Origin of the sequence: Sphingomonas cannabina, from assembly GCF_021391395.1 — a bacterium.
Taxonomy (GTDB): Bacteria; Pseudomonadota; Alphaproteobacteria; order Sphingomonadales; family Sphingomonadaceae; genus Sphingomonas; species Sphingomonas cannabina.
The window spans coordinates 648325-662044 of sequence record NZ_CP090059.1 but is presented as its reverse complement, the minus strand read 5'-3'; the positions used below and the strand labels follow the sequence as shown (position 1 = coordinate 662044).

Below are 13720 nucleotides of genomic sequence, written 5' to 3'. Positions count from 1 at the left end.
CTTTTCAATCCTCCCCCGCCAGGGGGAGGTGTCAGCCATAGGCTGACGGAGGGGGAGGACGGCGACCCGCTATCGATGTGCTTCCGCCCCCTCCGTCACGCTTCGCGTGCCACCTCCCCCTGGCGGGGGAGGATTGGCGTTCTAAGCCGCCAGCCGGAACCTCAGCAGCCGGTCGTCGAGCGGGACCAGCGCCTCGGCACCAGTTCCCACCACCCGGACGATCTCCGGATGATGCGCATCGAGGCCGCCGGTGAGCGCGCCGAACGCCGGCAGGATCAGCTTGGTCCCGGTCGCCACGAAGCAACGGCGCGAGACCTGGCGCCCGCGCAGGGTGAGGCGCAGCTTGGGATGGAAATGCCCCGACAGCTCCGGCCGCGCCTCGGCCGGATCGGCCTCGTGGCGCAGGATCAGCCCATCCACCTCGGCCTCTTCGACGACCTCGCCGCCGCAATGATCGGCGACTACGGGATCGTGATTGCCCGTGATCCAGGTCCAGCGCGTGGCGGCGGTCAGCGCGCGGAGCCTCGCCTGCGCGGCGGCGGGCAGGCGTTCGCAGCCCTCGCGGTCGTGGAAGCTGTCGCCGAGGCACCAGACTTCGGTTGCCCGGGTGCGCTCGACCAGCACCGCCAGCTCGGCGAGCGTCGCCAGCGAATCATAGGGCGGCAGCATCTGCCCGGTGCCCGCGTACCAGCTCGCCTTCTCGAAATGCAGGTCGGCGACCAGCAACGCGCGCCGCGCCGGCCAGAACAGCGCACCCTCGCGCAGCGCGGCCAGCTCGCGCTCGGCGAACAGAAAGGGAACCATGATCGCCGCCTATGCGCCCGCCACCGTGCGGGGGCAAGCCCGGATCAGCTCGGCGAATTGGCGAAAAGCTTCGCCAGTTCATAGAGGTAATCGCGGCCGTCGTAGAGCTCCTTGACCCCGATCCGCTCGTTGAGGCCGTGCGTGCCGCTGCCGTTCGGCTCGACGAAGATGCCGGGCACGCCATAGACCGGAATGCCGATCGCCTCGATGAACACGCCGTCGGTCGCCCCGGTCGACATCAGCGGCAGCAGCGGCACGCCGGGGAAATGCTTGGCCGCGAGCTTCTCGATCGGCCCGACGATCTTCGGATCGAGCGGCGGCTGCACCGCGAGCGGCCGCACCGGCTGGTTGGCGGTGACCTTCACTTCACTGCCCGCAAGCTCCTGCAGCTTGGCGAGCGTGCCGTCGACCGTCTCGCCGGGGATGATGCGGCAGTTGACGTTGGCGGTGGCGCGCTGGGGCAGCGCATTCTCGGCGTGGCCCGCATTGAGCAGCGTGGCGACGCAGGTCGTGCGCAGCGTCGAGTGCATCGCCTTGTCGCGGCTGACGATGGCATCAGCCTCCTTGTCCTCGGGATTGGCGAGCAGGCGCTTCACCGCGTCGGCGACCGGCGCCGGCAGCGTCGGCAGCGACTTGGTGAAGAAAGCGCGCGTCGTGTCGTTGAAGCGGATCGGGAACTCATAGTTCCGGACGCGCAGTACCGCGTCGGCCAGCTCGTAGATCGCATTGTCCGGCACCGGCTGCGAGCTGTGGCCGCCGGGATTGGTGGCGGTGAAGGTATAGTTCTGCGCCGCCTTCTCGCCGACCTGGATCGCCAGCAGCTGGCGCTTGCCCTCGGCGCTGATCCGCCCGCCGCCGCCCTCGTTGAAGGCGAATTCGGCGGCAATGAGATCGGGCTTGTTCTTGGCGAGCCATTCGGCGCCGTTCCAGGCGAAGGTCGTCTCCTCGCCGCAGGTGAGCGCGAGCTTGATCGTGCGCTTGGGCCTGAAGCCGTCCTGCTTGAAACGGATCAGCGTGTCCGCCCAGATCGCCGACATCGCCTTGTCGTCGACGGTGCCGCGGCCATAGTAATAGCCGTTCTCCTCGACGAGCTTGAACGGATCGCGCTCCCAGTCGGCGCGATTGGCCTCGACCACGTCGATGTGGCCGAGCAGCAGCATCGGCTTGGCCCTGGCGTCGCTGCCCGGCAGCACCGCGACGAGGCCGCCCTCCTTGGGGTGCTCGGGAACGGAAAAGAGCGTGACGTCCCGATCGGCATAGCCCGCCGCCTTGAGCCGCGCCGCGATCTGTCCGGCCGCCTGGGTGCAGCTTCCCGCGGACAGCGTGGTGTTGGTCTCGACCAGCTCCTTGTAGAGGCCGAAGAACGCCTGCTGGTCCGGCCGCGACTGGGCGGCGGCGGGTAGCGTCGCCAGCGCGAGTGAAGCCAGTATCGCCGTTGCCAATGCCCGCATGTCGACGCCCCTCGTTTCGATCCCGAGGGTGGTAGGGCGACATGATGGCGTCCGCAACCGCGGCCGCGGAAGATCAGCGATAGCTTCTGCAGCTGGAAATCGAGCGGCAGACATTGTGGAAGTCGATCGGCGGGACCGGTAGGCTGAAGCCGATTTCCCGATTCGCGAAGTCCATCTCGATCCGGCGGAAGAGACGCAACGAACTCATGCCCAGGATCAGCGCGGGCTTGTCGCGCAACCCGAAGCGTTCGAACGGCGCGACGTCGGCGAAGGACAGGCCGACATTGTCGAAGCGCACGTCCCCGATCTTGAGATCGCTCACCACCATCAGCTCCGCGTCGAACGAGCGCCCGGTCACCGACGTGACCGAGATCGGCCCCAGGCGCCGCGGTGGCTGCTTGGCCAGCGCCAGCATCGCGCTATTGCCGATGCTCACCCAGGAGCCGGTGTCGATGACGACCGCGATCGGCTGGCCCTGGAACGAGGCCGCGGTGATGATCAGCTGGCCGACTCGCTGCTGGGTCGAAACTATCAGCTCACCCCTGACCCGCCGTGTCGACGGCCTGACCTCCATTCGCCGCCTCGCGAAATCGATCGCGAGCCTGTGGCCCTGCAGCGCGTCGATCCCCAGCATGCCGAGCGCGCCCAGATTCGCCATCGCGAGCGCCGGAGCTTCGATCGCCTGACCGCCAAGGTTGCTCACCGCCAGCGCGGGAATATGGACCGTCGCGACATCGCTCGGGCCGACGAAGTCGAAGACGCGCATCGCATCTCCCGGCCTCAGGTTGAGCCGGCCGGCGAGCTCATGCGAAACCACCGATCGCTCTGCGCCCGTGTCGATGAGAAAGTCGAACGGGCCCTGGCCCGCGACGACCACGGGCACCGTCATCCGCCCGCGTTCGAGCGCGAATGTCAGCTCCGTAGTCTGCGGTGCGCTGGTGGACGGCGCTGTCGGCTCCTGCGCCGATCCGGACGCCGTGAAGATCGACGCGGCAAGGATGGCGGCGATCCAGCGCGGATGCGGGTTCGGCAGCATCGGCCTAAAGCGCCGTGAAGGCCGTGCGCGGACGGGTATCAACGTCGCGCGGCATCAGGAAGCGCACCTCGCGGTTGGCGAAGTCGATCTGCACCCGGCGGAAGGATTTGAGGGTGCTCATCCCCAGGAACAGCGCCGGACGGTCGTCGAGCTCGAACCGCTTGAACGGCGCCACGTCGGCAAAAGCGACCGGCATATTGGAGAAGGTGATCCCGCCCACCCGCACATTTTCGACATAGGCGAACTCGGCCGGGACCAGCCCGCCGGTGGCGCTGATCAGCGTCGTCGGCTCGATGCCGCGCGTGTGCCGGCGCACCAGGCGCAGCATCGCGCCGTTGCCGACGCTGACCGGCGATCCGGTGTCGAGGATCACGCGGATGCGGCGGCCTTCATAGGAGGCCTCGGTCACGATCAGCTGGCCGAACAGGCTCTTGGCGCGGACGACGATCTCGTCCGGCTGCTTCGGCGGTGTCTTCTTGCGCTTGACCGACGGCGCTACGCTCATCTGGCCGGCCTCGAAATCGATGTCGATGCGATGATCGCGCAGCGTGTCGATGCCGAGCAGCCCGAGCGCGCCGAGATCGACTGCCTTCAAGGCCGGCGCGTGGATCGCGCCGATGTCCGGCACGGTGCTGACGTTGATCGAGGGGATGACGACGGTGCCGACGCGGCTGGTGCCGCTCATCGCCACCACATTGACGGTGCGCCCCGCCGGCAGCCCGAGGTTGCGCGCCAGCTCGCGCGCGATCACGGTGCGTTCGGAGCCGGTGTCGATGATGAACCGATAGGGTCCGGCGCCGGCGATCTGGACCGGCACGGTCATGCGGTTCTGATTCTCGCCGAGCGCTACGATCGCGGCGGCGAGCTCCTCGGCCGGCGACAGCTGGGTCTCGGGAGGATTTTGCTGCGGGGCTTGCTGCACGTCGGCAGGCGTCCCCGCAAGCAGCAGGGCCAAGGGCCACAAGGCGAAATGCACCCCTGACATGGGCGCATATTACGCCTCTATTACGATTGCTACAATCGGGCTCAATCGAGCTGCATCGCCCGTGCAGCAAGCTGTTCGGCCTCGACCAGCAGCGCGTCGTCGACGGTGCCGGTCTGCGCGACATTCTCGCGGCCGATCAGCACCAGCACGGGCACCGCGAGCGGGCTCACGCGGTCGAGGTCGACGTGCACCATCGTCCCCGCGGCCCGATCGAGCAGGCTGGCGAGGCGGCCGACGTCGGTGAGGCGCGCCCGCGCATCCTCCCACGCCGCCTGCAGCAGCAGGTGCGTCGGCTCGTACTTGCGCAGCACGTCGTAGATGAGGTCGGTCGAGAAGGTGACCTGCTTGCCGGTCTTGCGCTTGCCGGGATGCTGGCGCTCGACGAGACCGCCGATCACCGCCACCTCGCGGAACGCGCGCTTGAGCAGCGCCGAGCCCTGGACCCAGTCGACGAACTCGTGCTCGAGGATATCGGGCGAGAACAGCGATGCAGGATCGGTGATCCTCTCCAGGCCATAGCAGGCGAGCGCATAGTCGTTGGCGACGAAGCCGATCGGCTTCAGCCCCTGCGCCTCCATCCGGCGCGTGATCAGCATCCCGAGCGACTGGTGCGCGTTCCAACCCTCGAAGCTGTAGGCGACCATATGGTGCCGCCCTTCGAGCGGGAAGGTCTCGACCAGCAGCTCGCCGGGCGCGGGCAGGCGCGAGCGATAGCGTTGCACCTCCAGCCACTCGCGCACGTCGGCCGGGAAACGCTCCCATTCGCGATCATCGTGGAGGAAGGTCCGGACACGCTCGGCCAGCCGCGTCGAGATGGCCAGCCGCGCGCCCATGTAGCTCGGGATGCGGGCCGGCCGCGACGTCGCATGGACGATCAGCTCCTCGCCGGTGATGCGTTCCACCTCCAGGCTGAGGCCGGCGAAGAAGAAGGTGTCGCCGGGCGAGAGCGATGCGCCGAACGCCTCCTCGACACGGCCGAGACGACGGCCGTTGCGGAAGCGGACCTCGATCATCGTCGCCTCGACGATGATGCCGGCGTTGAGCCGATGCTGCGCGACGAAGCGGGGATGGGAGACGCGCCACAGCCCGTCCGGTCCCTTGGTCAGCCGCTTGAAGCGGTCATAGGCGCGCAGCGCGTAGCCGCCGTCGGCGATGAAATTCAGGATGCGCTCATAGGTCTCGTCGGTCAGCGCCGAATAGGGCAATGCCGCGCGGACCTCCTGCAGCAATGCCGCAGCATCGAACGGCGCGGCGCAGGCCACCGCCATGATGTGCTGCGCGAGCACGTCGAGCGCGCCGGGCCGGAACACATCGGCGTCGAGCTCCCCCGCATCGACCGCATCGAGCGCTGCCCGCGCCTCCAGATATTCGAAGCGGTTGCCGGGGACGACTACCGCCTCCGACGGCTCGTCGAGCCGGTGGTTGGCGCGGCCGATGCGCTGGAGCAGGCGCGACGAGCCCTTGGGCGCGCCCATCTGGATCACGCAGTCGACGTCGCCCCAGTCGACGCCGAGGTCGAGGCTGGCGGTCGCCACCAGCGCGCGCAGCCGCCCGTCGGCCATCGCCTGCTCGACCTTACGCCGCGCCTCGCGGTCGAGGCTGCCGTGATGGATGCCGATCGGCAGGCCCAGCCGGTTCACCTTCCACAGATCCTGGAAGATCAGCTCGGCGAGGCCGCGGGTGTTGCAGAAGACGATGGTGGTCCGGTGCGTCTCGATCTCCGCCATCACCTGCGGCGCGGCATAGCGGCCGGAATGGCCCGACCAGGGCACCTTCCCCTCGGGCAGCAGGATGGCGATGTCGGGATCGGCGCCCTTCTCGCCCTGGACGAGCGTCACCGCATCGATGTCGCCCCAGGGCGCGAGCCAGGCGCGATAGCCGTCCGGATCAGCGACGGTCGCGGAGAGGGCGACGCGGCGCAGCGCCGGCGCGAAGCTCTGCAGCCGCGCGAGGCTCAAGGCGAGCAGGTCGCCGCGCTTGCCGGTGGCGAAGGCGTGGACCTCGTCGATCACCACCGTCTTCAGATGCGCGAACAGCCGCGGCGCATCGGGATAGGACAGAAGCAGGCTCAGCGACTCGGGCGTGGTCAGCAGAATCTGCGGCGGTCGCACGCGCTGCCGCGCCTTGCGATCGGACGGTGTGTCGCCGGTGCGCGTCTCGACGCGGATGGGGACGCCCATCTCCTCGATCGGCGTCAGCAGGTTGCGCTGCACGTCGATCGCCAGCGCCTTGAGCGGCGAGACGTAGAGGGTGTGGAGCTCCTCGGTCGGGTTCTCGATCAGCTCGGCCAGCGTAGGAAGGAAGCCGGCGAGCGTCTTGCCGGCCCCGGTCGGCGCCACCAGCAGCGCGTGCCGCCCGGCCCGGCCTGCCGCGAGCATCTCAAGCTGATGCCGGCGCGGCGCCCAGCCGCGCGCGGCGAACCAGTCGGCGAGAGGCTGGGATAAAGCGACCACGCGTAAACTCAATTCAGCCGCCGGCTTATGGAGAAATGGACCGCCACGCGCTAGGCGGCCTCATCGCCCTCGGACATAATGATCAACCACATCGATGCGTTCGCGAAAGGGCTCGACCAATTCGGGAGGCAAACGCTTAACCATTGCCAGCATCTGACGAACATTGTCGCGGGCGGTTCCGTTCACGGCCGCACTCCGTTCCATCGCCTCAACGATCGAGGCCAGTCTCGGACGAATAATGTCCGTTCGATCCAGAAGGACATCCAGACCTCCGTAACCGATCGGGGCCGACATATCTTCATCGACCGCTTTGTCGAGCTTCGCAGTAGCGTCGGCAATGGCGTGCTCTTGAACGGCTCGGGCTTTCGCCAGGACCATAGACGAGTCAGCACCGCGCCGGGTAGCGGCAGTGATACGGCGAACGCCCAGCATCTGCACGAGCGCCGGCGCCGTGTCATCACCGCCGAACCGCGACCCAAGCACCGGCGAAAGTGGTACATCGTCGCGTGAGAAGTGCGCGAAACACCGCCATGCCGCCGCGCCGGAATCTAAGGCGCATCCAAGGATGGGCTTGGGAAACCATGGCAGGGGATGGACGCTGCCACCGTACATGCGGCGACGCGTCCCGTCCGGCATCGTCGCCGTTACCGTAATCTCTGAAACGGGTAAGAGGCCGATCCTGCTCTCGCGCTGCGACCGCTCGACCTCGATCGGAGGAAGGATCGGATCCTCAGGCAATCCAAGCGCGCAGAACCGGGAATCGCGATCTTCCATTCGCGAAGTGCCGGAGCCGTCCAAATCGAAAATTGCAAAGGTCAGAATGCCAGCGTTACGGAACGCAGGTTCCTCCATCTCATCGCAAAGAAGCCGGTCGACAGTGCGAATCGCGATATGACTTGCACCTGAGAATTGCGACCGCGCCGTTGCCGGGTCCCGAATGTATATAACTGGCGCCGAAAGGGCGGCGACGATCTCTTGCTCGTCCAGGCTCAACCCGGCGCGAGGGGGAGATCCGGGCATCTCGCGTGCCTTGCTCACCAGCACTAGTGATTGCCGGAGTGGATCGAAATCGACCGAAGCGGACGCGTTCCGCCGGGCGACGTCCTGCTCCAATCGCTGTAACGGGAGATGATCCCGCCATGCGACAGCCGCATAGCCCCCGAACCATATCGTCGGTACGATCAACCAGTAGAACGAAGCACGCCTTGTCAGCGCCTCTACAGCGATTCCGAGGAAACCGATATTCACGAGAAACCCCGGCCAGGCCGAGGCCGTCAATATCATCAGGAAAATGCCGGGAATCGGCAGAAGCTGCAGCAGAAAGGCTATCGCCGCGGCGACAAAGAACCAGAGCGACTTCGGCAGTTTCATGCCGTAACAATAGATTCGAACCCGTATCCTTCCTGTAAATGTTCCGGTGGAACATCGATTAATCAGCGCGCTCGGCGCTCTGCCGCGTTTCCACGACGTGGTCGGCGCGGCCCTGCTCCTCGTACAGCTCGCGCGTGGCGCGCTCGGTCTCGGCATGTTCGGCGCGCGAACGCCGATTGTGCAGCATCGCCCAGGCGATCACGATCAGCAGCAGCAGCGGGCCGACGATCACCATCAGGCCTGTCATCGTGCCTTCGGCCATGACGTTCCTCCATTTTCATGGAGTCAACGAGTGCCACAGGCCATTCGATCCCCCCTGGCCTACGACGCCGGCGGCGCGCCGGCCGGACGAGCGATCAGCTTGGGTGGTTCCGCTCCTTCGACGGCAAGCCGCGCCCGCTCGCCGTCCGCACGATCCTCCAGCGACAGCCATGCGGTGTCGCCTTTGGTGCCGATCCGCACGCCCTCGGCGTATTTGCCGAGCGGATTGGCGTAGTTGACGGTGAGGCCGGCGAAGCCGCTCTGCTCGTTGACGATCAGCGCCACCGCATCGCCGCCCGAGCGATCGAGCGCGACGACGCCGCGGCCATTGTCGAGCCAGCTCATCGCCCCGCGTTCCGATCCGTCCCTGTCGTGCAGCACGAGCCCGTAGCCGGCGGCAACGCGCGGATAGCTCTTGCCTGCCAGATGAGGTTCGGGTTCCTCGCCCAGGATCACCCGGTCCTTGCCGTTGGCGTCGAGCACCACGATCGAGGCGGTCTGCGCGTCCTTGCGCTCCCGGCCATCCGCGGGCGGCGGCGCGCCGATCAGGATGCGCGGCTTGCCGGCGGCATCGACGATGCGCAGCGCATGCGCGTCGATCACGTCCGGCGTCACGTCCCTGGTCGGCGCGAAGCCCGCGACGGCAAGGCCGATCGCGATCACGCCCATCGCCATGAGCCCCGCCCGATGGCGGCCGAGGCTGCGTTCGAGCCGGGCGATCCGTTGCTCGGTGTCGGTCGATTCTTTCATTGATCTCTCCTCCGGCTGGAACGGATAGGCGTCCGCGGCGATATTGGCGACATGCCAAGGCTCGGCGACTGGATCGAACCGCACCCAACCGGGCTCTACCTGCCCGCCGCCGACGCCTGGATCGACCCGTCGGTGCCGGTCGCGCGGGCGCTGGTGACGCACGGCCACGCCGATCACGCGCGCGGCGGCCATGACGAGGTGTGGGCGACGGCGGAGACGCTGGAGATCATGTCGGTCCGCTATGGCCCGCAGAACGGCCGCACGGTCGCCTATGGCGAGACGCTGACGCTGGGCGAGGTCGGCGTCGGCTTCGTCCCCGCCGGCCATGTGTTGGGATCTGCGCAGATCGTGCTCGATCATCGCGGCGAGCGGATCGTCGTCTCGGGCGACTACAAGCGCCGCGAGGACCCGACCTGCGCGCGCTTCGAGCCGGTCGCCTGCGACGTATTCGTGACCGAGGCGACCTTCGCCCTTCCCGTCTTCCGCCATCCCGAGACGCGCGACGAGATCGACAAGCTGCTGACGGTGCTGCGCGCCAATCCGGAGCGGTGCGTGCTGGTCGGCGCCTATGCGCTCGGCAAGGCGCAGCGGGTGATCCGCGAGCTCAGGGTGATGGGGTTCGACGATCCGATCTACCTCCATGGCGCGCTGCAGCGCCTGTGCGACCTCTATGTCGCCAACGGCATCGACCTCGGCGAACTGCGGCCGGCGACCGGCGCGGCGAAGGCCGAGCTGATGGGCCGGATCGTGATCGCACCGCCGGGAGCGCTCAACGACCGCTGGTCGCGGCGCCTGCCCGATCCAATCACCGCGATGGCTTCCGGCTGGATGACCGTCCGCCAGCGCGCCCGCCAGCGCAACGTGGAGCTGCCGCTGATCCTTTCCGACCATGCCGACTGGGACGAGCTCACCGCGACGATCCGCGAAGTGCGGCCGCGCGAGGTGTGGGTGACGCATGGGCGCGAGGAGGCGCTGGTCCACTGGTGCGCGACCAACCAGATCAAGGCCCGCGCGCTCGAGCTGGTCGGCTATGAGGACGAGGATGATTAGGCTGTAGACACATAAAAAGCCCCTCGTCGGCTAACATCCTTATTGCGAACATTCGGAGTTACGGTGAAGCTCGCCTGAGATGGAGGACGACAGGGTGAAGCACGGGATCATGATAGGTATCTGGATCATGATTTTTGCGGTCCTATCCGCTTTCGCCACCGCACCTCTCGGCTACGGCACGATATCGGGCGTCGTGTTCGTTGGCGGTATGTTGGTGGCGTGGCTGGCCGGGCTGCTGACGGTGGCGACGTGGGTTGCTCAAAAGGGGCGCTCGACAAGGGGCGGCGGCTAACCACCCAATGTCGGCCGTATGGTTCACGACCTCGACCGCGTATGATCGCCCCATAAGGAGAGGACCGATGGCCGATTCGGAAGGACTGGCTCCCGCGCCGGCGCTGGCGGAGCGGAATCACTTGCCCTACCCTGGCGAGAGCGACGCCTATCGGCGCGCGCGGATCGCCCTGCTTGCCGAGGAGATCGAGCTGCGCCGGCACATCGAGCGGGTGGCGGTGCAGCGCCGGGCGCTGCCACAGGCGCCGGTGGTGACGAAGGACTACAGGTTCGAGGGGAGGGACGGTCCCGCCATGCTGGCCGACCTGTTCGAGGGCAAGGACACGCTCGTCACCTATTGCTGGATGTTCGGGCCCGAGCGCGAGCGGCCGTGTCCGATGTGCACCGCCTTCCTGGGCCCGCTCGCCGCCAATGCCGCCGACATCCGACAGAACGTCGCGCTCGCGGTGATCGCACGCTCGCCGGTCGAGCGGATGCACGCCTTCGCCGAGGAGCGCGGCTGGCGGAACCTGCCGCTTTATTCGGACCCGACCGAACAATTCGGCCGCGACCATCATGCCTGGCACGACGGGGCGGACTGGCCGTCGTACGACGTGTTCACCAGGGACGCCGACGGCACGATCCGCCATTTCTGGAGCGGAGAGCTCGGCGGGACGCAGGACCCGGGTCAGGATCCGCGCGGGAGCCCCGAGATGATCCCGCTATGGAACGTGCTCGATACCACGCCGAACGGACGGAAGCCCGATTGGTATGCGCAGCTGGAGTATTGAGCCCTTTCGTCATGCCGGGCTTGTTCCGGCATCCACGGAGCCGCGAACGCTCCGGCTAGTGGCGCGGTGGACCCCGGCCTTCGCCGGGGTGACGGAATAGAGGTCAGCCCACCCCCTCCAGCGCTTTCTGCCGGCGGCGCTGGACCGAGCTGCCGATCCCCATCGCCTCGCGGTATTTGGCAACGGTGCGGCGGGCGATGTCGAAGCCCTTGTCCTTGAGCATGTCGACCAACGTGTCGTCGGAGAGGATCGCCTTGGGGTCCTCCGCCGCGATCAGCGCCTTGATCGCCGACTTGACCGCCTCGGCCGACACCGCCTCGCCGCCGTCGGCGGACTGGATCGCCGAGGTGAAGAAATATTTGAGCTCGAACAGCCCCCGCGCGCAGGACAGATATTTGTTCGAGGTGACGCGGCTCACCGTCGATTCGTGCATCTCGATCGCGTCGGCGACCTGACGGAGCGTCAGCGGGCGGAGGTGCGCGACGCCGTGGCGGAAGAAGCCGTCCTGCTGCTTCACGATCTCGGCCGCGACCTTGATGATCGTGCGCTGGCGCTGGTCGAGGGCCTTCACCAGCCAATTGGCGCTGGCGAGGCAGTCGGAAAGCCAGCTTTTCGACGCCTTGTCGCCATGCGCGCCGGCGAGCTCGGCATAATAGCTGCGGTTGACGAGCACGCGCGGCAGCGTCGCCGAGTTGATCTCGACCGCCCAGCCACCGCCGCGCGGCGCGACGAAGATGTCGGGCACCACCGCCGGCACCGCCTCGCCGCCGTAGCGGCAGCCGGGCTTGGGGTCGTATCCGCGCAGCTCGCGGATCATGTCGGCCATGTCCTCGTCGTCGACGCCGCAGATGCGCTTCAAGCGCGCGATCTCGCCGCGGGCGAGCAGGTCGAGATTGTCGATCAGCGCCGCCATGCAGGGATCGTAGCGGTCGACCTCCTTCGCCTGGAGCGCGAGGCATTCGCCGAGGTTGCGCGCACCCACTCCGGTGGGATCGAACGTCTGGACCACCGCCAGCACGGCCTCGATCCGCGCGAGCGGCACGTTGAGGCGGTTGGCGATGTCGAGCAGCGGGACGGTGAGGTAGCCCGCCTCGTCGATCTGGTCGATGAGATGCGTCGCCACGAACAGGTCGCCGGGATCGAAGCTGGCGCCGGCCTGGGCGAGCAGATGGTCGTGGAGCCCGGTCTCGGGATTGCCGAAGCCGTCGAGGTCCGGCCCGTCCTCCGGCATCGCTCCGCCCGCTGTGCCGCCGAGGCCGAGCCCGCCGTCGAGCCCGCCGATCGAATCGGTCGGCGAATCGTGATGGAACGTCTCCGCCGCGAAATCGACGTCGAGGCTCTCGCCGGTCGCCGCGCCGCCGTCGGTCACCAGTTCGTCGGCAGTGGCCGGCTCGGTGCGTTCGACCGCCGGCTCGGCGGGCTCCGGCGCTTCGCCGGGCTCGCTGCCGCCGGCTTCGAGCAGCGGGTTCTTCTCGATCTCCTCGGCGATGAAGCCTTCGATCTCCAGGTTCGACAGCGCGAGCAGGCGGATCGCCTGCTGGAGCTGCGGCGTCATCACCAGCGACTGGGACTGACGAAGATCGAGGCGGGGCGCGAGGGACATGGGTCAGCCTGGCACGAGCACGGCCATCACCTCAGAGCTCGAAGCCTTCGCCGAGGTAGAGCCGCCGCACATTGGCGTCCGCCACCAGCTCCTCGGGCGAGCCGGTGAAGAGCACCCGGCCGTCGTAGATGATGTAGGCCCGGTCGACGATGTCGAGCGTCTCGCGGACATTATGGTCGGTGATGAGCACGCCGATACCGCGGTTCTTGAGCTCCTTCACCAGGTCGCGGATGTCGGAGATCGAGATCGGGTCGATGCCGGCGAACGGCTCGTCGAGCAGCATGATGGTGGGATCGGCGGCGAGCGCGCGGGCGATCTCGGCGCGGCGGCGCTCGCCGCCCGACAGCGCCATCGCCGGCGCGTCGCGAAGCCGGGTCAGGCCGAATTCGTCGAGCAGCTGGTCGAGCCGCTGCTGGCGCATCGCCTTGTCCGGCTCGGAGAGCTCGAGCACCGCGAGGATGTTCTTCTCGACCGAGAGGCCGCGGAAGATCGAGGTTTCCTGCGGCAGATAGCCGAGCCCCAGGATCGCGCGGCGGTACATCGGCAGGCCGGTGATGTCGTCGCCGTCGAGCGTGATGCGGCCCGAATCGGGCTTCACCAGCCCCATCACCGAATAGAAGCAGGTGGTCTTGCCGGCACCGTTGGGGCCGAGCAGGCCGATGACCTCGCCGTGGCCGACCGTCAGCGACACGTCCGACAGCACCACGCGCTTGTCATAGGCCTTGGCGATCGAGATCACCGACAGGCCGTTGCTGGTCTCCTCGGGCGGGAGCACGTCTCCCTTGCGGTCGAGAGTGGCGACGTCGTTCATGGCTGGCTCTGCTCGCACGACATGGTTGGCGAACCCTCACCGCACAAGCAGTTGGCAGGATTCATGCATGGCCCTTTTGCCGCA

General features: G+C 67.6%; 13 protein-coding genes. 3 read left to right on the top strand and 10 right to left on the bottom strand.

The genetic code is table 11. The features are described from left to right. Positions 1 to 141: 141 nt before the first annotated feature. The 8 genes from pdeM to LZK98_RS03275 form a co-directional block, all read right to left on the bottom strand. Entirely contained in the window at positions 142 to 804 is a 663-nt protein-coding gene (gene pdeM / locus LZK98_RS03310) for a ligase-associated DNA damage response endonuclease PdeM (protein WP_233784930.1), read from the bottom strand. 44 nt (positions 805 to 848) lie between these two features. After that, positions 849 to 2255, bottom strand: coding sequence for a M20/M25/M40 family metallo-hydrolase (locus LZK98_RS03305; protein WP_233784929.1), 1407 nt, complete (start codon positions 2253 to 2255; stop codon positions 849 to 851). 73 nt (positions 2256 to 2328) lie between these two features. Then, on the bottom strand, positions 2329 to 3291 hold the full coding sequence (locus LZK98_RS03300) for an aspartyl protease family protein (RefSeq protein WP_233784928.1): 963 nt from the start codon (positions 3289 to 3291) through the stop codon (positions 2329 to 2331). Positions 3292 to 3295: 4 nt separating this feature from the next. After that, complete coding sequence (locus tag LZK98_RS03295; RefSeq protein WP_233784927.1) at positions 3296 to 4276, bottom strand: retroviral-like aspartic protease family protein; 981 nt, start codon at positions 4274 to 4276, stop codon at positions 3296 to 3298. A 41-nt stretch (positions 4277 to 4317) separates the two neighbouring features. Then, positions 4318 to 6654: a ligase-associated DNA damage response DEXH box helicase gene (locus LZK98_RS03290; RefSeq protein ID WP_233786495.1), complete on the bottom strand. Its 2337-nt coding sequence runs from the start codon at positions 6652 to 6654 to the stop codon at positions 4318 to 4320. A 135-nt stretch (positions 6655 to 6789) separates the two neighbouring features. Beyond that, positions 6790 to 8100 (bottom strand): hypothetical protein, encoded by a 1311-nt coding sequence (locus LZK98_RS03285; RefSeq protein ID WP_233784926.1) that lies wholly within the window; start codon positions 8098 to 8100, stop codon positions 6790 to 6792. 58 nt (positions 8101 to 8158) lie between these two features. Continuing rightward, positions 8159 to 8362, bottom strand: a complete 204-nt coding sequence (locus LZK98_RS03280; protein WP_233784925.1) for a hypothetical protein — start codon at positions 8360 to 8362, stop codon at positions 8159 to 8161. A 59-nt stretch (positions 8363 to 8421) separates the two neighbouring features. Next, positions 8422 to 9111 carry a hypothetical protein gene (locus LZK98_RS03275; protein WP_233784924.1) on the bottom strand — a complete coding sequence of 230 codons (690 nt, stop codon included), beginning with the start codon at positions 9109 to 9111 and terminating at the stop codon, positions 8422 to 8424. A gap of 51 nt (positions 9112 to 9162) precedes the next feature. Between LZK98_RS03275 and LZK98_RS03270 the strand changes: the two genes are divergently transcribed. The 3 genes from LZK98_RS03270 to LZK98_RS03260 all read left to right on the top strand — a co-directional run bounded on the left by LZK98_RS03270 (position 9163) and on the right by LZK98_RS03260 (position 11222). Further along, a complete protein-coding gene (locus tag LZK98_RS03270; protein WP_233784923.1) occupies positions 9163 to 10161 on the top strand; it encodes a ligase-associated DNA damage response exonuclease in 999 nt (332 codons plus the stop codon). A gap of 94 nt (positions 10162 to 10255) precedes the next feature. After that, positions 10256 to 10453, top strand: coding sequence for a hypothetical protein (locus tag LZK98_RS03265; RefSeq protein ID WP_233784922.1), 198 nt, complete (start codon positions 10256 to 10258; stop codon positions 10451 to 10453). Positions 10454 to 10520: 67 nt separating this feature from the next. After that, a complete protein-coding gene (locus LZK98_RS03260) occupies positions 10521 to 11222 on the top strand; it encodes a DUF899 family protein (protein ID WP_233784921.1) in 702 nt (233 codons plus the stop codon). A gap of 103 nt (positions 11223 to 11325) precedes the next feature. Here LZK98_RS03260 and rpoN read toward each other — a convergent pair whose 3' ends face one another. Together rpoN and lptB are read right to left on the bottom strand one after the other, a co-directional pair. Continuing rightward, positions 11326 to 12825: an RNA polymerase factor sigma-54 gene (gene rpoN, locus LZK98_RS03255; protein WP_233784920.1), complete on the bottom strand. Its 1500-nt coding sequence runs from the start codon at positions 12823 to 12825 to the stop codon at positions 11326 to 11328. 31 nt (positions 12826 to 12856) lie between these two features. Next, positions 12857 to 13636, bottom strand: a complete 780-nt coding sequence (lptB, locus tag LZK98_RS03250; RefSeq protein WP_233784919.1) for an LPS export ABC transporter ATP-binding protein — start codon at positions 13634 to 13636, stop codon at positions 12857 to 12859. Positions 13637 to 13720: the final 84 nt, after the last annotated feature.